This is a genomic window from Clostridium sp. YIM B02569 (assembly GCF_022320765.1).
In the GTDB taxonomy this organism is placed as follows: Bacteria; Bacillota; Clostridia; order Clostridiales; family Clostridiaceae; genus Clostridium; species Clostridium beijerinckii.
Map to the genome: position 1 here is coordinate 35,949 of NZ_JAKJJX010000023.1, position 18,813 is coordinate 54,761.

General features: G+C 28.5%; 16 protein-coding genes. 3 read left to right on the plus strand and 13 right to left on the minus strand.

Annotated features, from left to right (window positions below; genetic code table 11):
• Nucleotides 1-116: 116 nt before the first annotated feature.
• Nucleotides 117-2,603: a CoA-disulfide reductase gene (locus tag L3B96_RS19350; RefSeq protein ID WP_238948316.1), complete on the minus strand. Its 2,487-nt coding sequence runs from the start codon at nucleotides 2,601-2,603 to the stop codon at nucleotides 117-119.
• Between the two features lie 822 nt (nucleotides 2,604-3,425).
• On the opposite strand from L3B96_RS19350, the gene L3B96_RS19355 reads away from it, so the two are divergent.
• Entirely contained in the window at nucleotides 3,426-4,802 is a 1,377-nt protein-coding gene (locus tag L3B96_RS19355; RefSeq protein ID WP_238948317.1) for a DUF2334 domain-containing protein, read from the plus strand.
• Nucleotides 4,803-5,010: 208 nt separating this feature from the next.
• On the opposite strand, the gene helD is transcribed toward L3B96_RS19355, so the two are convergent.
• The 8 genes from helD to L3B96_RS19395 all read right to left on the minus strand — a co-directional run bounded on the left by helD (nucleotide 5,011) and on the right by L3B96_RS19395 (nucleotide 14,671).
• Nucleotides 5,011-7,278 (minus strand): RNA polymerase recycling motor HelD, encoded by a 2,268-nt coding sequence (gene helD, locus L3B96_RS19360; RefSeq protein ID WP_238948318.1) that lies wholly within the window; start codon nucleotides 7,276-7,278, stop codon nucleotides 5,011-5,013.
• A gap of 418 nt (nucleotides 7,279-7,696) precedes the next feature.
• Nucleotides 7,697-8,242 (minus strand): metal-dependent hydrolase, encoded by a 546-nt coding sequence (locus L3B96_RS19365; RefSeq protein ID WP_012059142.1) that lies wholly within the window; start codon nucleotides 8,240-8,242, stop codon nucleotides 7,697-7,699.
• A gap of 238 nt (nucleotides 8,243-8,480) precedes the next feature.
• Nucleotides 8,481-8,954 (minus strand): spore coat protein, encoded by a 474-nt coding sequence (locus L3B96_RS19370; RefSeq protein WP_077828899.1) that lies wholly within the window; start codon nucleotides 8,952-8,954, stop codon nucleotides 8,481-8,483.
• A gap of 118 nt (nucleotides 8,955-9,072) precedes the next feature.
• Nucleotides 9,073-10,488, minus strand: a complete 1,416-nt coding sequence (locus L3B96_RS19375; RefSeq protein ID WP_077828900.1) for a HAMP domain-containing sensor histidine kinase — start codon at nucleotides 10,486-10,488, stop codon at nucleotides 9,073-9,075.
• On the minus strand, nucleotides 10,485-11,201 hold the full coding sequence (locus tag L3B96_RS19380) for a response regulator transcription factor (protein ID WP_077828901.1): 717 nt from the start codon (nucleotides 11,199-11,201) through the stop codon (nucleotides 10,485-10,487). Before L3B96_RS19380 ends, L3B96_RS19375 begins: the two co-directional genes overlap by 4 nt.
• 113 nt (nucleotides 11,202-11,314) lie before the next feature.
• Nucleotides 11,315-11,569, minus strand: coding sequence for an SHOCT domain-containing protein (locus L3B96_RS19385; protein WP_039771429.1), 255 nt, complete (start codon nucleotides 11,567-11,569; stop codon nucleotides 11,315-11,317).
• A 200-nt stretch (nucleotides 11,570-11,769) separates the two neighbouring features.
• Nucleotides 11,770-13,878, minus strand: coding sequence for a methyl-accepting chemotaxis protein (locus tag L3B96_RS19390; protein ID WP_238948319.1), 2,109 nt, complete (start codon nucleotides 13,876-13,878; stop codon nucleotides 11,770-11,772).
• Between the two features lie 205 nt (nucleotides 13,879-14,083).
• Nucleotides 14,084-14,671 (minus strand): cupin domain-containing protein, encoded by a 588-nt coding sequence (locus tag L3B96_RS19395; RefSeq protein ID WP_023975525.1) that lies wholly within the window; start codon nucleotides 14,669-14,671, stop codon nucleotides 14,084-14,086.
• A gap of 242 nt (nucleotides 14,672-14,913) precedes the next feature.
• Here L3B96_RS19395 and L3B96_RS19400 point away from each other — a divergent pair, with 242 nt between their 5' ends.
• Nucleotides 14,914-15,207 (plus strand): hypothetical protein, encoded by a 294-nt coding sequence (locus L3B96_RS19400; protein WP_238948320.1) that lies wholly within the window; start codon nucleotides 14,914-14,916, stop codon nucleotides 15,205-15,207.
• Nucleotides 15,208-15,227: 20 nt separating this feature from the next.
• Here L3B96_RS19400 and L3B96_RS19405 read toward each other — a convergent pair whose 3' ends face one another.
• Nucleotides 15,228-15,386: a hypothetical protein gene (locus L3B96_RS19405; protein ID WP_012059150.1), complete on the minus strand. Its 159-nt coding sequence runs from the start codon at nucleotides 15,384-15,386 to the stop codon at nucleotides 15,228-15,230.
• Nucleotides 15,387-15,719: 333 nt separating this feature from the next.
• On the opposite strand from L3B96_RS19405, the gene L3B96_RS19410 reads away from it, so the two are divergent.
• A complete protein-coding gene (locus L3B96_RS19410) occupies nucleotides 15,720-16,616 on the plus strand; it encodes a cation diffusion facilitator family transporter (protein ID WP_238948321.1) in 897 nt (298 codons plus the stop codon).
• Between the two features lie 193 nt (nucleotides 16,617-16,809).
• Here the strand turns inward: L3B96_RS19410 and trxA are convergent, their stop codons facing one another.
• The 3 genes from trxA to L3B96_RS19425 all read right to left on the minus strand — a co-directional run bounded on the left by trxA (nucleotide 16,810) and on the right by L3B96_RS19425 (nucleotide 18,538).
• Nucleotides 16,810-17,127, minus strand: a complete 318-nt coding sequence (gene trxA, locus L3B96_RS19415; protein WP_012059152.1) for a thioredoxin — start codon at nucleotides 17,125-17,127, stop codon at nucleotides 16,810-16,812.
• A 145-nt stretch (nucleotides 17,128-17,272) separates the two neighbouring features.
• Nucleotides 17,273-17,851: a TlpA disulfide reductase family protein gene (locus tag L3B96_RS19420; protein ID WP_238948322.1), complete on the minus strand. Its 579-nt coding sequence runs from the start codon at nucleotides 17,849-17,851 to the stop codon at nucleotides 17,273-17,275.
• A gap of 9 nt (nucleotides 17,852-17,860) precedes the next feature.
• The gene (locus L3B96_RS19425; RefSeq protein WP_017209161.1) at nucleotides 17,861-18,538 is read right to left on the minus strand and encodes a cytochrome c biogenesis protein CcdA; all 678 of its coding nucleotides are present in this window, start codon (nucleotides 18,536-18,538) and stop codon (nucleotides 17,861-17,863) included.
• Nucleotides 18,539-18,813: the final 275 nt, after the last annotated feature.

An 18,813-nucleotide genomic window follows, 5' to 3' on the forward strand; every position in this document is an offset into this window, starting at 1 on the left:
TTATATGGAATTTTTTAAGCACTTTTTTATTTTCCATATTGTATTTTTTCACAAAGTCTATTTTCTTACTAAACTCTATCCTTAAATATAATATCAAGAATAGCAGATATTATATACTATATAAATAAATTTAATCCAGAATCTTCTGTTGCCCCCAGATATGAAGCAACTCCACCTATTTCAACTCCATCAATAAATTCTTCTTTTTTTATTCCCATTAAGTCCATACTCATTGAACATGCAACAACTTTAACCCCCATGTCTATAGCATTTTTTATTAAAGTTTCTAGGTTATCGACATTATGCTTTTTCATTATTTGCTTTATCATTGCAGGTCCCATTCCCATCATGTTCATTTGTGATAACGGTAATTTCCCAGGATGAGCTGGTAACATAAAGTCAAACATTTTTTCCATCATATCCTTAGAAACACTAGGCTTATCTGCACTCTTTAATATATTAAGCCCCCAGAATGTAAAGAACATAGTAACTTCTTTCCCCATAGATGCTGCTCCTGTTGCTATTATAAATGAAGCTATTGCTTTATCTAAATCTCCACTAAATACAACCAATGTTGCTCCATTCTTTCCCACAACATTTGGTGAAGAAGCATTTTTACTTAAGGATGCTGATGTTCCCTTTTGAATATATGCTATGAAGGCTTTTTCTTTATTATCAAATTCAGATTTTAATAAAGTATTTCCTGTTGAATCACACCATGATTTTATATCTTTTGCAAATCCAGGATCACTTGCTTTAACTTCTAATATATTGCCATCTTCCATCTTCTTAATTTCTTCAAATACTCTTTTTATTGGACCTGGACATTGGAGACCGCATGCATTTAACGTAGTATTTGCATTTATTTCTGTTATATCTAGATCTTCTAATTTCATTACAGCCACCTCATCTTTTATTTCTTCATTATTTTCATATTGATTTTTAATGCTTTCTTCTGCTCTTTTTACATATAGATATGTCTTTACACCACCATCTATATTTGCGCACCGTATTCCATTTTGTTCTAGAATTCTGCAAGCAACATATCCTCTAAGTCCAACCTGACAAGTTACGTATATGTTTTTATCTTTTGGAATTTCATTCAATCTACTTCTTAATTGCCCAAGAGGAATATGAATAGAATTATCAAAACCTCCCGTAACTAATTCGAACTCTTCTCTAACATCAATTATTAATGATTTTTCTTTGTCTAATTTATCTATTTCGTTCCATTGAATTGTTTTCTCAAATCCTTCAATAATATTTGATGCATAGTATCCAAGCATATTAACAGGATCTTTTGCTGAATTATATGGAGGTGCATAACAAGGTTCAAAATCTTGTAAATCAAAGACTGTAAAATTTCCTTTAATAGCAGCTGAAAGTACATCTATTCTTTTTTCAACTCCATCAAGTCCTACACCTTGAGCCCCAAATATTTTTCCTGACTTTGGATCAAATAGCAATTTAAAAGCTATTGGGAATGATCCAGGGTAATATCCAGCATGAGAACCTGGATGAATATGAATAGTCTCGTATGCTATCCCTAATCTCTTTAGTATCTTTTCGTTATTGCCTGTTGTTGCTACCGTATAGTCAAACACTTTTGCAACTGATGATCCAAGAGTTCCTTTGTATTCAGTATTTTTTCCACATATATTATCTGCTACTATTCTTCCTTGTCTATTAGCTGGCCAAGCAAGTGGAATCATTGTTGGCTTTTTATTTACAAAATCCATAACTTCTACGGCATCTCCTAATGCATAAATGCTTGGGTCAGAAGTTTTCATAAATTTGTCAACTACTATGGCGCCTCTTTCATTTAAGTTAAGATTAGCTTCTCTTGCTATTGTTGTTTCTGGCTTAACACCAATTGATAATATAATCATATCAGTTGTGATTTCTTTTCCGCTACTTAGTATTATCTTTTTACCTTTACTCTCGAATGCAGACACTCCATCTTTTAATATTAATTCTACATTTTTATCAATTAAGTGTTCATGTATTATACTTGCCATTTCTATATCTAGAGGAGCCATTACCTGCTCACCTGCTTCTACAAGTGTAATATCAATTCCTCTAGCATGAAGATTTTCGGCCATTTCAAGTCCTATAAATCCACCTCCGATTACAGTTACATGTTTAGGTTTGTTGTTATCTACATAAGATTTAATTTTATCTGTATCTGGTATATTCCTTAAAGTAAATAAATTATCACATTCATTTATCCCAGGTATCACCGGTTTAAGTGGAGCTGCGCCTGGAGATAAAACTAAAATATCATAAGTTTCTTCATATTCCTCATTTGTTCTATAATTATTTATTTTAACCTTTTTATTTTCTTTATCTATACTTATAACTTCATTTAAATTTCTTATATCTAAATTAAACTTGCTGCTCATTTCTTCTACTGTTTGAACTATTAATTTTCCTCTTTCATCAATAGTTTCTCCTATATAATATGGAAGTCCACAATTAGCAAAAGATATGTATTCACCTTTTTCCACCATAATTATATCAACATTTTCATCTAGCCTTCTAAGTCTAGCTGCTGTAGATGCACCACCTGCAACGCCACCAACAATAATAATCTTTTTATTCATAAGAATCTCTCCTTTTAATTAACTAACTAGTATTGGAAATCATAAAATTGCTATTCTTTTATATCTTCAAGATATATTCATTAATCTCGTTTTCTGCATTGCAATATATCTTAATTTAAGTTTAATTTATATAGTTATTATTGTCTGTGACTTTATCACACATATGACTTTTTAGATTATTCTTTTGAAAATTGTGTTATATTTTTATCCTGGTTAATGCTGCAACCTATATATATTGTGCAATATTATAATAAAATTTCTGTATATTAAAACAGGTAGTCTATTTTTACTTAGACTACCTGTTATGTACATAAATTCATATATTATCATACATATTAAACTTAAACTATTAATTTATGAAGCGTGTATAATCTTTTAAATTTCTAATTTATAAAATTTTATAATAGTTCTTCAAATGTTATAGGCATATGATTTGATATCGTTTAGTAGTAAAACTATCTTAATCTATTTTGAACTCTTAGTATTTGTATAAATTGTTTAAATAAGTTAATCGTGATAAATATATACTTCTAAAAAGATTTTTATAAGCAAAAGCGAATTAATTAAAGTCCCTAAATAATCAACTATTGCTTATTATAGAAAAAAGAAAATAGAACAAAAAATCTAAAAATAACACATTTGCTATTTCTTTAGATATCTTCCATCAATTATAAAGCTAATTGTTGAGAATCATCAATCTCAAAAGAGATGTTTAAAGAATAATTTATTCATATTGCATATATTTATGACAACTATTTGTCACAAACTTATAGTAGTATATTTTTTGGAAATTATTTTATTAATAAAGAGGCGGAAAAATTTATGCAAAAGAAAAAGAAAATATCCATTTTTTTAATATTATCAATATCTTTATCAGTTTTTATATTCTTTCATCCACTTTTTTACTACAAGTTTTTAGATAAGGATTTAACTGTTATAAACAATACTGTATATGCTAGTTCACTTCCAGATAATACTTTTAAAAGCACATATACTCCAAAAATCAAATTCGAAGATAGACCTGTAACAAAGGTTAACAGCATAAGTTTAAATATTTTAGATGAATCTAATATTACTAATGTTCCTATGCTGCTTAAATCACAGCGATACTATATACCACTCAATTTTATTTGTAATAAACTCAACTATACTATTGATACTTCAAATAATAAAACTTCATTATCCAATAAAGATAATAAAATTTCTTTAACTGAAAATTCTTATACTAAAAATTCTAGGACAGGCTCTCTTCGTGGGGATCTGATAAATAATGATGGCGTTAACTATATTTCTATTTCTGATATAGAGGAACTTTTTAATTTAATTGCTATTTTTGACTTTAAAAACAATAATATAAGCTTACTTGATAACAGCGTCTCAATACCTGAAAATTCTTCAATATCTTATAGTGATAAAGTTGCTTTAATAAGATTAGAAGATTTCGGATGTGGAGGTAATTATTCTAGTGATAAAAATCAAACAAAAATAAAATTAATGGCGAATCTTTTTTATTCACAAGGAATGAAATATCACGTTAGCTGGATTCCTAGATTTAAATCTCCTACTGAGAATATTGATAATGATTTATTGACAACTGACAATATAACAAATGTTGGATTTGTCAATCTATTAGATTATCTCATTAATAAAGGTGGTGAAATAGGACTGCATGGTTATACTCATCAACATGATGATGAAAAAAGTGGACCTGGTAATGAAATGACTAAAGATGTGAATAATACAGTTGATCAAGTACGTGATATAGTCGAAAATGGAATTGATACTGCAAGTGCTTTAAATATTCCTATTTCTTACTACGAAAGTCCTCATTATGGGGAAACTGAACTTCAAAGAAACGTTATTGAAGATTATTTTCAATTTATATATGAACCTTTCGACAGTACACGAAATAATATATATAATTTAGATGACTACCATTTATTTGTTCCAACACCTTTAGGATATGTACACAATTCAGACCCTACATCCATAACTGATGGGCTTAATAATGATGATCCTGATATACTTCATAGTTTTTATTATCATCCATTTGTTGAATTAAATTATGTACATTTTAATATTGATGATAATAAACTTAATGTAACCTATGATGAAAATTCTCCGTTGCAAAAAATAGTTAAAACTCTTAAATCCGATAATTATGTTACAGTTCATATTGATGAACTTATAGATAAATAAATTCAAAAACTTTCAAATTTATTTATTTCTCTTTTTTACTTAATAAAGATTATTGACATATGCCACTAATAATATCATCATAATATATAAACGGCATATGTTAATAATCTTTTATTATATGATAAGCTTAAACTTCTATAACTTTAAGTAATGTATTAGCCTATATGTTCTTTCCTTTCCACTAACTTTTATAGCAAATAATTTCTCTCTAGATTAAATTTGTAGCTTCATCTTTTATTATTATATATTCTAAATGTAATGCCCTAGTTAAAGAAACATATAATAACCTTTCATCTAAAATGTTTTCTTTATAGTTGTCTTCACTTGGATTCAATATTATTGTACAATCAAACTCCAATCCTTTTGTTAAATATGATGGGATTATTATTAGATCTTCTGCTATTTCTTTTTCTTTGCCTAATATTAGTTCAAAATTATATTTGCTCTTTCCTTTTAGAAGTTTGTATATTTCTTCACCTTGTAACATATTTTTTGTAATTATTGCTACTGTTCTTTTTCCGTGGTTCTGCACTTCATTAATGATTTTCTCTATAGCTGAAATGTACTCATCTCCACTAGAAATCGTTACTATTTTAGGCTTTTCACCATGTCTTAAAACTGGTTTAGCATCCTTAAGTCCTAAGTTTTGAGATTGTAATGTTTTCTTTGCAAAATCAATTATTTCAACTGTTGATCTATAGCTTTGCGTCAATTGAATATATGTTGCATTTCCATCAAAGACTTGTTTGGTTATATCGTCCCATGTCTTTAATCCTTTATAATAATAAATACCTTGAGCTAAATCCCCTACTAAAGTTAACGCATTGCCTTTAGCAAAACTATTAACTAAGTATACTTGGAATGGGCTATAATCTTGAGCTTCATCCACTATAATATATTTAAATTTTTCTTCCTCATCAATTCCTTCAAGTAAAATTCTTATATATGCAAGAGCTGGCAAGTCATCTTCATCGATTATATTCTTTTCAAAATTACTATTAAATTCTTCCTTCATATAATCTGCCAATACCTTAGGAATCTTACTTCCAGTTGCCGTTTCAAATAACTCATCATTATAAAAATTATAATAGATATCTCTAGAATTTATATCCTTCCAATCTTTAAAGTAATTATTAAATTCCTTTTTACCGTTAGTTTTTACATTTTCCTTTATTTTATCTCTCTCTTCATATAGACTTATAAGTAATTTTCTTCTTTCCGGCGAATCTTCATTTTCTCTTCTTATTTCTCTTATTTTCTTTTCCCATTCATTATCTATTTCTATTAATAGGCTTTCTATTCTTTCTTTTATTTTTAAATTTAAATATCTTTTTATCTCCTTTTTCCTTTTGTTGATGGGATAAGCTTTTAGATCTTTTATATATAATCTCATTATTTCTTTTTTATGAAATAGTATCTCATTTCCAACTTTAATATCTTCAATATGAATCGCATCTTTTTCCATTAATGCTATATATCTATCAAGCATTGTTTTAAATAGCATGGTTCCTTTAACTTTGCTTGAATTTACAATAAGCTTTTTTAGATTCTCATCATTTTCTTCTATTATCTTTAATAATTTTTCATCCTTATTATAAACTTTTCCTTTTAGTTTTAACTTTGATAATACCATTTCCTCAAAGGTACTTTGATTTACTTCTTCCGCTCCAAGGCTAGGTAAAATATCTGAAATGTAACTTAGAAATAGTTTATTAGGAGCTAAAACTAAAATTTCATCTCCACTCATGCTTTCTTTATATCTATAAATGAGATAAGCTAACCTATGTAACGCTATTGTTGTCTTACCTGAACCCGCTGACCCCTGTACTATTATAGGCAGATTTTTAGGCCATCTTATTATTTCATTTTGTTCTTTCTGAATTGTTGCAACAACTTCTTTTAGCTTTTTCCCACTGCTTTCTTCAAGATTTATCTTTAAAAACTCATCAACTAAATTTTGTCCTTCTTCTTCATTTATAATGATGTTATTTATTCCTTCATCAAATACTTTTTCTATATCACTATTCTTATATAAAAATTTTCTTTTTAATTCTAGCTTTCCTTCAACTATTCCTTGTGGTGCTTTGTAGTACGCATCTCCACCAGTTCCGCTATAATAAAGATCCGCAACTGGCGCTCTCCAATCAACAACAATTTCTTCTCCATCTTTGCTGTTACTTATACCTTTTTTCCCAATGTATATACTTTCAGTAAACCCCATATTTTCTCTAAAGTCTACTCTACCAAAATAAGGCTCTATTAACGACTCTTCATATTTCTCAATATCTTGAGATAAATAACTAAATATTCTTTCATTAGCTTGCTTTTCTTCACTAAAGCTCTTTACTTGTTTATTTAAAGTCTTAATTTTTTCCCCTACTTCTTCAAATTTTTGTTTCTTTTCTTTTAATTCTTGTTTTATTATATCTTTCTTCTGCAGTAATACGTCTCTTTCTTCGTTCAAAATTGTATCCATATTTATACACTATATAATGACAGGTAGCAAAATTCATTATACTTTTCCTTCCATTAAGATAAATTACTATAATTAGGTATTATACCATAATATCTTGAATTAATAATTTAATTTTTCTAATAATTTTACACTTCTAGATCAATGTAGATTATTTTACTAAATACAGTCAGAAATACCCGCTTAGTAGTGGTTTTTTGAATACCAAAACATAAAATTAAAAACTCAAGTAATTTGTTATTAGAATCACTTGAGTTTTTAACGTTTTGCAGATACATAATATTATTTTTTCATTTACTTTGAGTCATTTTACTCTTATCTAAAAGTTTAGATATACCAGATGTTTCCCAATCTTCTATCTCATTAGTGGCTTCATTAAAAGTCATTCCCTGCCCCACAAGTATACCTATCACGATTAACTCTATAACTTTCCTTTATTTAAAAAACATTTTATTTGCCTTCTCCTAAAAAGTCTTATAAAGAAATATGCAATAATAGCAAAGCCTATTAATTCAGGTAAATAATAAGTTGGATCTGTAATAAGTCTAACAATATCACTATTTACCCAATTGCCTTCAGGTCTTGCAGGAAACTTCCATCCAAAGTATGGCCAAAACAATATATTAGGGTATAACCACATACTATCTAATACTAAATGAATAGAACTAGCGATTCCCAAGAATAAAATATTCTTTTTTCCATTTCTATTTAACATATATATACCTATTAAAATCAGAACTAGAGAAAATATCAAAGTATGTCCAAATATTCGGCTATTATGAAATACACTGCGAAATACACCGGCACCAATTGGCTTATCAATAATATCAGGTAATATTGATCCAATCAAAACATATCTATAATCAACAAAAACTTCCTTGCCACTTAACTTATTATCTTTATGTAAAATCACCTCATATGCCTTTATCGCTTCAGTTGTTAACCCCAAATGTCCAAAAAAAATCATTCATTTTCCTCCATTATTATAAAAACTATTTTTTATCGTTTCTAGTTTTTTAATTGCAAAATAATCTATTTTTTTGTTACAACTAATTTAACCAAATAACTTTTCATTAAATTTTATCACTAAGACTCTTATGTAGTCAATTTTACCCTATAAAACATAGCTATAAATTATTAAAAGTACAAAAAAATTCAGCCTGAAAAAAGCTAAACTTTCTTATACTTTTAATAATGCTTTTTAATTATTGAACGTTATACATGCCTTTACTCTCCATATACTTAAATATGGATTCTCCATGCTTTTGTTCTTCTTTTTGTATATGATTTAATACATCTCGTACTTCAGTATCCTTGAATTCAAAAATTGCAGTATCATAAGCCCCTGACACATATTTTTCTGTCATTAATAAATCTGAGCATATTTCCTTATCTGACAAATTACTTGTAGTACTTTGAGATTTATTTACATTTTGATCAACACCTTGGTTTTGTTGTCCGCCTTGTTGTTGATTCATCTGAGGAACATTGCCACTTAGTAACTGATTAATTGTATTAAGATGGCTCCTTTCAATTTGCTCATTATTCTTACAAATTTGTTTCAATTGTGGATCTTGTACCTGATTAGCATAATTTGAATATTTTTGTATACAAATTTCTTCATGACTTTTTTGGTCTTCTAGTAACATTTTTTCTTTTTGCGTTAAATTTACTTGCATAATAAAACACCTCCATTTTTATTCTTTGAAAGTGTTCTATTTTTTATTCATTTATAATTAAAATTTATCTTCCTCTTCTTTTACATCGCTAAAGCTATATTATAACTTCTTTGACCAGTTATAATTGATGGTTTAACGGAAAATGAATAGTAAATTTAGTACCTTGATTAATTTTACTCTCTAAAGATATATTCCCTCCATGGGCTTCAACTAAGGCTTTTGTGATTGTAAGTCCTATACCTGATCCTCCAGTATTTTTATTTCTTGATAAATCACTTCTATAAAACCTCTCGAAAATATAAGGTATATCTTTTTCAGGTATTCCAATCCCATTATCAATAACTTTAATGACTACATTCTCATTTTCCTTTTTTAATTCAACTTTTACTTTTCCGTTAGGTTTTAGATATTTGTAAGAATTTGAAAGCAAATTAGTCATAATCTGTTTAAATTTATCCACATCAATCATTGCTACTATATTAGGAGTTATACTGGTATCTAACTCATAATTTTCCTTACCATAAAGTGGTTTAAAGGTATATATAATTTTTTCTAATTCTTTAGAAATATTAATCCTGCTTTTATTTAATCCTATACTAGTCTGCTCAAGTTTTGATAGATCACGAAGGTCATCAATCATTTTAGTCATTCTATCAATTTCTTCAAAAAAAACTTCAAATCTCTCACTAGTTGGTTCCCAAATTCCATCTGCAAATGCTTCTATATGAGTTTTTAATGTAGTTAAAGGGGTTCTTAATTCATGAGCCATATCTGAAGTTAATCTTTTTCTTAGCATTTCTTGACTATTTAAAGATTCTACAAGATAATTCATAGAATCAGACAGCTCAACTATTTCTTTAGTACTTGAATTTACCACTGCCTTTACATTTAAATTACCCTTTCTCATTTCGTTTGCAGTTTCCGTTATTTTAGCTAAAGGTTTTGATATTTGTCTTGAAATGATTATGCTAATAATAACTCCAAATATTAAAGCTGCAATAGCTGATATCAAAAATGAGTGATTTAATGTACTTATAAACGTTACTGATGCAGAAGATAAATAAGAAGTTCCAAAGTAACCCACAATTATCTTGCCTTCTTCCTTTTCATCAATATTTAGAGGATAATTTTCTTCAGTGTATTCCCCCATGTTTATCCCAGAATAATTACGCATCATTCCAGCCATAGGTCCCATCATGTTTCCATTTCCCATCATTCCTCTATGCTGCAAATAAGATTTCCCTGAAGTATATATTGTATTATCATTTAAATCCCTAATTTCTATATATAATTCCTGTAATTCAGCATACCTTTGAATTTCATCATTATTTATTTGTGAAAAGTTTTTTTGTCCACCATATAGGTCATCTATGATTTTTACTGCATTATCTATTTTTTCTTTGTGTTCATCAACTAAGTAGTCTTTAAATTTATTCCCTACTGTATAATTTGATATAGCACTTGCTAAAATTATCGAACCCAATACTGCTAAAATAAAGCCTAAAGACAATTTCTTCACTAAAGATACCTTCATTTTTTTACCTCATCATTACTCGGAATGAATTTATATCCCATTCCATATACAGTTGTTATATACGTAGGTTCCTTATGATTACTTTCTATTTTTTGACGAATATTTTTAATATAAGAATCAACTGTCCTGTCAAACCCTTCGTAGTTTGCTCCAAAAGCTTTTTCCACTAATTTTTCTCTTGAAAATACTTGTGTTGGATTTGAAAGAAAAACTGTTAAGATTTTAAATTCATTTGTTGTCAAATTTGCAACCACGCCTTGTTTCTTAACTACCATCTTTTTAATATCTACTTCTAAATCTCCACTATTAAAAGTCAAAATATCTGCCATTGGAGAAAAATCTCTGTAAGCTCTCCTTAACAATGCCCTAACCCTTACTACAAGCTCACGAACACTAAATGGTTTTGTTAAGTAATCATCAGCTCCCATCGATATGCCTTCTATTTTCTCGTCCTCTTCTGATTTTGCAGTAAGCATTATAATGGGAACACTCGATACTGCTCTGATTCTATTGCATACTTCTTCACCAGTCATTTTAGGAAGCATTAAATCTAAAACAATCAAATGAATATTTTCGTTACTATATATATCTAACGCACTTTTACCATCCATGGCTGTAATAACATCAAAGCCGTCTTTTTCGAGGTATGCCTTTATTACATCTAATATATTTTGTTCATCATCTACAACTAATATTTTGAATTTATTATTCACATTTACACCTCCAGCACTCTTTTTGTGATTATATTATAGTGTAAGCCTATAAAAAAGACTAGAGCGAGACACTAAATCATAAACATCTCTCCACTCTAATCTTAATAATAAACCTAATTCTTTTGTGAAAGTACTGATTTTCTCTTCAAATATTCTTCTTGAGTTATTTCTCCTCCAGCAAATTTTTCATTAAGTATTTTCATTGCATCATTTGATTTATTGGTGTAGTTTTTAAATAATTTAAAAGCAAGCACAATTAATGCAATAAATATTAACATTCTAACTCCCATAGCTAAAAACATTCCCCCATATCCTATAGAGCTTGCTGCCCCAAAACCGCCATATCCTCCAAAACCACTACAAAACATATATAATTCCTCCTTACACTTATAAATTGATTATTTTCTATGTAACTAATTATACAAGTCAATTATGGAGGAATTATGGAGATTTAGTTAAAAAATCTGGTGCCCAATTAAATCAAAGACAAGTTTCAAAATTTAAAGTAGATTAGTTTTATATAAAAAATAGAAGCCTTTATAAGCTTCTATTTTTCTATGTTAATTCCCTATATCTTAAATATAGATACTGCTTCTAATAATTTATCTGCACATTCTTTTGTCTTATGTGTTTGTTCTACAACTTCTTCTGTTAAATTAACTACCTCATTTGACTTATTTGCAATTAAAGTTGTTCCTGTAGCGCCTTCATTAGTTGCCTCTGCAACTTCATTTATAGCTGTTATAATATCTTCTGTGGAATTAATCAGCTCATCTGATATTTCACCTATAGTGCTAACTAATTCATTAAATACAATAGCATCATTTCTATATTGTTCCCCTGTGTCTACAAGTTTGTCATAATCTTTCATCACTTGAGTTCCAATAAAATTAATAACTTCATTTGATGTTCCTTTAAGGTCATTCACAGCCACAACAACCTCTTTATTTATCTGCTGTATTTCCATTGTCGTTTCTTTTGAGTTTTCAGCAAGTTTCCTTATTTCATCTGCAACAACTGCAAATCCTTTACCAGCTTCTCCTGCTCTTGCTGATTCTATTGCTGCATTTAGTGCTAATAGATTTGTTTGCTCGGTTATTTCTAATATCCTAACTGTTAATTCATTTATTTTATCTACTGCTTTAGATTTCTCCACTGCAACGCTTAAGCTTTCTTGCATTTTCAAAGTTATGCTGCTAGATTGCTCCCTTGATTGCAATGCATCAGATTTAAGTTTTTTAGCTCTTTCCTCAATTTCCTTTGCTGTTACCTCTCCGCTTCCAACTCTTGATTCCATGGTCTTTATTATGGATTTCATATTTACTGATGAAGCATTTACTTCCTCTGTAGATGCTGCCGTTTCCTCCATACTTGCAGATAACTCCTCAGTTGTAGCGGATACATCTGAAATTTGGTTGTTTAAGTCTACTATATTCTCTTGTGTAAAGTTTATTGAATCTAAAACCACATTACATTCACCTTTAACACCAGTTATTATATTCCTTAATGATTTTTGCATTTCATTTATAGACTTAAACATTTTTCCTATTTCGTCTTCTCTATCCACATATTTTTTGTCAACCTCTACTGTAAGATCTCCTTTAGCCAGTAACTCCATTTGTTCTTCCGCGTATCTTATTCCTTTTGTCATTCTTTTAATTACAATATGTATTACAGCAATAACAATTAATAATGATAAAACTGCTGAAATTAAAATAACATTAAATATTTTATTATAGCTTTCTAATGTTTTCTCTTTTGGAATCTGGCTGCATAGTATCCAATTAGTCTTTGTATTTTCTAAGTTAACCGGATCTGCTACCATTAAAACTTCCTGTCCTTTTTTTAAAGAAGTTCCATAAGTATAAAATTCTTTACCTTGTGAAGTTTCACTTATAACTTTCTCCCAAGTAGCATTATTTTGTTTTGCATCTTTCATCTTTAGGCTTGGATCTTCACCACTTGCCACATAAATACCTTGATTAGATATTAGTTCAACAGTGCCTCCTAGTGGTGTTTTTTCCAATACAAGTTTTTCTAATGTATCGAGCTTATAATCTATAGATATTACTCCTAAGAACTTTCCACTATCATCCAATATAGGCATAGCTAAAGATACCATTGAAATATCTTGTCCATTAACAGTATAAACTGTTGGTTCTGTAATATAAGTTCCTTTTAATTCCTTTGGCTTATTGTACCATGTCATATCTGTCTGATCATCATAGGCTGGTAATACTACTGTTTGATCTCCATTTCTACTTGCATAAGGTATGAACTTTCCATCCTCTGCAAACTCTTTTCTGCCTTTATAATAATCATCTCTTCCATCAAATGCATTCGCCTCAAATGCAACTGTAACTCCAAAAATTTCAGGATCAGTCTTTAATATTTCTTTTTGAATTTCAATAACAAGATCTCTATTCTGAGAATTAAGCTTAATTTCATTGGTTAGTGCCCCCCTTAAATCCTTACCTATTGTTTCTAGCTTTTCAAAGTTAGATGTGATTTGTGCTGCATAAGATAAAGATATTTCTTTTGCTAAAGTTTCACTATCCATTATGCTTTTAGACTTTATTTGTACTAATATACTTGCAAACACTCCTATATAACACACAAGAATTATTGATCCTATTATTATGCTTATTTTTGTCCCTAAATTAAACTTTTTAATCATGCAACGTGTCCCCCCTTATGTTCTAATCTATTGCAACAATATAAGTAATTATAGCACTAATTTGTCATATATTGTAGTTTCTTAACATAATTCTAACAGTTTTATACTAATCAGTATATTTATACTGACTAAAAAAGTCTAACCCTATGATCATAAATTACTAGGTTAGACTCGCATTAGTTTAATTCTAATTTTATAAAAAAATTTATTCAGAAGGTTTAGTTACATGCACTGTTCCACGTGGATGCTTAGGTGGCGCATAAATAGAGTATACCTTAAGAGGTTTCGTACCTGTATTAATAACATTGTGCCAAGTACCAGCAGGGATAATGATTGCAAAGTCATTACGGGCATTTGCTTGAAACTCTAGATTATCTTTGCTTTTTCCCATTTTAACAATTCCTTGACCATCTTCAATACGTATGAATTGATCAGTATCTGGGTGGATTTCTAGGCCTATATCATCGCCTACATCGATACTCATTAATGTAACTTGGAAATGCTCTCCTGTCCATAAAGCAGTACGAAAGTTGGTATTTTGCTTTGTAGCTTTATCAATGTTAATTACCAAAGGTTGTGGTCCATAGTCTTTCAAATCCATTTTGCTATTTCCAGTTGATGATTGTGGAATATCAGCCCTATAATCGTACTCCATTTCATCAAATAGCATAGAATATGGAACAGACCTGAAATTAGAATTCTGATATGTCCAATTATTATTGTATCCGTTCTCTAAGTTATAATCTGATGTTTCAGATGAATAATCTACTGAATACATTCCATCATTATTCATATTTTTCTTCCTTGTTTATTATTTCAAAAATATAATATGTTATAATTCCATGAATGTTCTATTTTTTAGTAAATATTCGTATTAAAAGATATTTTCTAATTTTTAACATCTACTTTAAAGCATAAAGATTTAGAGACGTCTTGTGAAGATTATAATTATTTATTTAATACATCATATACTCATATTATTTAAGTAAATATCATAGTTATTAATTATAAACTACATATAAGTGGGTGTAAGTCATGACAGGTTTTGAAAACTTAACTCCTGAAGATTCTTTAATTTTAACAAATGCAATTGCTATTTCACTTGCAAAAGGTAAAAACGCTGATGAAATAAATGTTATTGGAAATTTCCTTGTGGGTATAGGTTGTTTACTACTGACAATAGCCTCACAACAACAGTATTTAACTGTACTACAGGAATCTAGGAATTCTAATTCTACACAAAATAACAACAATAACAGCAACAACACCAATAATAATAATAATAATGCTGCTAAATCAGCTGCAGCTGATGATGTAATAATTGGTTAGCTTTAGTAGATTAAATATACTTAATCTACTAGGGTTATCCCAAGATTTTCATAGAATTCCTTATTAATATCATGACATTCTTTAATACTATTATCTTTCCTAAATTTTATTACATATTGCTTCATTCCTTCTCCATATATGCCATCTAAATTTCCAGGATAATAAGCTTTTTCCTTCATTTTTCTTTGTATCTCAAAAACATCTGAGCCACTATCTCCAGGCTTTAAATTTACTAATCATTTTTTCAAAAGGGCCATATTGACCTGCGCAGTAATATATTTTTTATATATTTTAAATCTAGCATAATTCTTATACCCTATTCCATAGCTAATGATTAATTTAATCATTATAATCTCAATTCCAACACTAACTCTTATCACAATAGCTATCATTATCAATTGATAACACACTTCAACATTAACCTATTGACTTTTCAAGCATATAAATATATTATAGTGTTAATTTGTTTTATCAAATGATAAAACTTATGTTAAATTATGGAGGCGTTTTATATGAATGCAAAAGTTAAAGTTGCAAGATTATCTCTATTATCAAATAGCATCCTAATAACTCTAAAATTAATTGTTGGACTTGCTACTGGTTCAGTAAGCATAATATCTGAAGCTATACATTCGACTATGGATTTGTTAGCCGCTATAATAGCGTTTTTTTCAGTTAAAATATCTGATAAACCAGCTGATGATATACATCCCTATGGACATGGAAAAATAGAAAATGTTTCTGGCGTAATTGAAGCAATTCTTATACTATCAGCTTCTATTTGGATAATAATTGAAGCAGCAAAAAAATTAACAATTCCTGGATCTGTGGAATCAATTGGCCTTGGATTTATAGTTATGTTTATTTCCTCTGCTATAAATTTTATGGTTTCCAGAAAAATATATAAGGTTGCTAAACAAGAAGACTCTATAGCTCTTGAAGCGGATGCTCTTCATCTAAAAGCTGATGTTTATACATCATTAGGTGTAGGAATTGGTTTGTTTCTTATATGGATAACTAAGTTGAATTTTTTAGACCCAGTTGTGGCTATTTTAGTTGCCATATTTATATTAAAAGAAGCCATTGAACTATTAATATCTGCATTCAATCCACTTTTAGATACTAAGCTATCTAATGATGAAATCAAAATTATTCAAAATAGCATAAATAAGTTTTCGAGTATCTATTGTAACTACCATAACTTTAAAACAAGAAAATCTGGACGAATTAGGTATATCGAATTACATTTAGTATTTCCTGAAAATATGCGAATTAAAGATGCTCACGACGTATGTGATAGAATTGAAAATGATATAAAAAAATCTCTAAATTACTCCGAAATTATGATTCACTTAGAATCTTCAGAGTATAATCCTAATTGCGCTAAATGTAAGAATAAGTGTGATTAAAGCTAAGCTATACAGAATATATAATCATAATAATCTAGATACAGTTATACTAAATAAAGCGATGGATTAAACATATTCCACCGCTTTATTTGCAAATCTGCCTTCATACACTTTTAAAAGTTATTCAAACAAAGCGAAACTTTTAAAAGTAGATTTTTGCAATCCGCCTGAATTTAAACCTATATTCTATTATTTATAAATGTGCATTAATTTTATTTAGTATATTTTGTTTTGGCATAAAGCCTGCTAAATTCTCCACTGGTTTCCCATCTTTAAATACAATCATAGTCGGTACTGCATATATTCCGTACTTTTCTGCTATTCTTTCACTTGCATCTATATCAACTTTAAAGAATTTAGCTTTCCCCCTAGCTTCCATACTAGCTTCTTCAAATACTGGAGCTAACATTTTACATGGTCCACACCAAGTTGCGAAAAAATCAACAACTGCTATTCCTTTTGAGTTCTCAACATTTTCAATAAATTCATTACTGCTTATTATTCTAGCCATAATTAACTCCTCCAATTTATAATTTAAATTTTTCTTTTCCTATACTTAAAGTATAGTCTTATTTTCAAATTAATTCTGTGACTTAATCACCATATATTTTACTTCTTTGATTAATCAATACTTTAATTTTAATTTAATGTTTATCTCATTTACTCAATAATAGCTGCACTTGACTTTTTAATTCATCTTCAGTTATATTTCCATCTTTATCAATAAATAGAGTTCTAGGTATATATATAATATTATAATTTATTGAAGCAGTTCCATCATTATCAAATAAAATTTTCATATCATAATCATTATCTAATATATATTTTTTAGCTTTATCCATTGTTTCTCTTTGACCATCTGTTAAATCCACCATTAAAACTGTTAATTCTTCTGCTTTATATTTACTTGAAAGTTTATTAAATAGAGGCATTTCTTCTTTACAAGGAGGACACCAGCTAGCCCAAAAATTTACTATAACAGGTCTTCCTTTATAATCTGATAACTTCACTTTATTAAGCTTTTCATCATATACAACAAAGTCCTTTTCCGCTTTTTTATCTTGTACAGTAGGATTGTCAGTCTCTTCTTCTTTATCCTGAGAAGTATCTTTACTTATGTTTATATCTTTCTTATCATATTTGGGACCTAATGAGTTATATGCCAAATAAGATATAGCTAAAAATCCTGCAAAACCTATTGCTGTTACTGTTAATATTAATTTTTTATTTTTCATAAAAACCTCCTAGATTGTAAGGAATGAAATTAATTTGTTTAGATATCCAGTCATAATTGCAATTCCCACAATTATAAGGATTAACCCAGATAACATATTTATAATTTTGTAATTTCGTTTTATTAAGTTAAAAGTATCTTTTAAGCTATCTATTAAAATAGCGCATATTATAAAAGGTATTCCAAGTCCTATACTGTATATTAAAAGCATTAGTGTCCCTTTTAATATATCGTGAGAGTTAACTGCAATCATTAAAGCTGCACTTAAGAATGTGCCTACGCAAGGTGTCCATCCTATTGCAAAAATCATTCCAAATAAAATTGATGATAAAAACTTAAAAGTTTTTATTTGCACATTTATCTTTGAACTTCTTTCTAAAAATGATATTTTAAATAACCCAATATAATTGATTCCAAAAACAATTAATATTAATCCGCTTATTATATTAATGATATTACTTTCAGTTTTTATGAAACTTCCAAAAGACCCTGCAAGACTTCCAAGCAGCGTAAATATCACTGTAAATCCCAAGACAAACCCTAAAGAATTTACTAATGCATTATACTTATTCTTATTATTTGTTATATTGTCTCCTGCAAAATACGATATGTAAAGAGGTATCATAGGCAAAATGCATGGTGATATAAATGTTATAATTCCTTCTAAAAATAATAGAAAATATTCCATAGCTTGTCCTTTCCTTATGAACATGAGATTTTATAATATATTACCTTTATTATACATTATAAATTATTTATTAAAATTTTTATGTGATTTAGTCACATTTTAATAAAGACCTAATATATAGATAAATAGCTTTTACTAACTTAGACTTATGTTGTAATTAACTGAGATTACATATTTTTTTATTAATTTTATATTATTGACATATGCCATTAATAAGTTTATTATAATATATAAATAGCATATGCCAACAATTTTATTTGCTACATATGCTACAT

What these genes read in the sequence shown, in the direction of transcription:
- L3B96_RS19350 (WP_238948316.1), bottom strand. Translation starts at nt 2,603, where the DNA reads ATGAATAAAAAGATTATTATTGTTGGTGGCGTTGCAGGTGGTGCATCT.
- L3B96_RS19355 (WP_238948317.1), top strand. Translation starts at nt 3,426, where the DNA reads ATGCAAAAGAAAAAGAAAATATCCATTTTTTTAATATTATCAATATCT.
- helD (WP_238948318.1), bottom strand. Translation starts at nt 7,278, where the DNA reads ATGGATACAATTTTGAACGAAGAAAGAGACGTATTACTGCAGAAGAAA.
- L3B96_RS19365 (WP_012059142.1), bottom strand. Translation starts at nt 8,242, where the DNA reads ATGATTTTTTTTGGACATTTGGGGTTAACAACTGAAGCGATAAAGGCA.
- L3B96_RS19370 (WP_077828899.1), bottom strand. Translation starts at nt 8,954, where the DNA reads ATGCAAGTAAATTTAACGCAAAAAGAAAAAATGTTACTAGAAGACCAA.
- L3B96_RS19375 (WP_077828900.1), bottom strand. Translation starts at nt 10,488, where the DNA reads ATGAAGGTATCTTTAGTGAAGAAATTGTCTTTAGGCTTTATTTTAGCA.
- L3B96_RS19385 (WP_039771429.1), bottom strand. Translation starts at nt 11,569, where the DNA reads ATGTTTTGTAGTGGTTTTGGAGGATATGGCGGTTTTGGGGCAGCAAGC.
- L3B96_RS19390 (WP_238948319.1), bottom strand. Translation starts at nt 13,878, where the DNA reads ATGATTAAAAAGTTTAATTTAGGGACAAAAATAAGCATAATAATAGGA.
- L3B96_RS19395 (WP_023975525.1), bottom strand. Translation starts at nt 14,671, where the DNA reads ATGAATAATGATGGAATGTATTCAGTAGATTATTCATCTGAAACATCA.
- L3B96_RS19400 (WP_238948320.1), top strand. Translation starts at nt 14,914, where the DNA reads ATGACAGGTTTTGAAAACTTAACTCCTGAAGATTCTTTAATTTTAACA.
- L3B96_RS19405 (WP_012059150.1), bottom strand. Translation starts at nt 15,386, where the DNA reads ATGAAGGAAAAAGCTTATTATCCTGGAAATTTAGATGGCATATATGGA.
- L3B96_RS19410 (WP_238948321.1), top strand. Translation starts at nt 15,720, where the DNA reads ATGAATGCAAAAGTTAAAGTTGCAAGATTATCTCTATTATCAAATAGC.
- trxA (WP_012059152.1), bottom strand. Translation starts at nt 17,127, where the DNA reads ATGGCTAGAATAATAAGCAGTAATGAATTTATTGAAAATGTTGAGAAC.
- L3B96_RS19420 (WP_238948322.1), bottom strand. Translation starts at nt 17,851, where the DNA reads ATGAAAAATAAAAAATTAATATTAACAGTAACAGCAATAGGTTTTGCA.
- L3B96_RS19425 (WP_017209161.1), bottom strand. Translation starts at nt 18,538, where the DNA reads ATGGAATATTTTCTATTATTTTTAGAAGGAATTATAACATTTATATCA.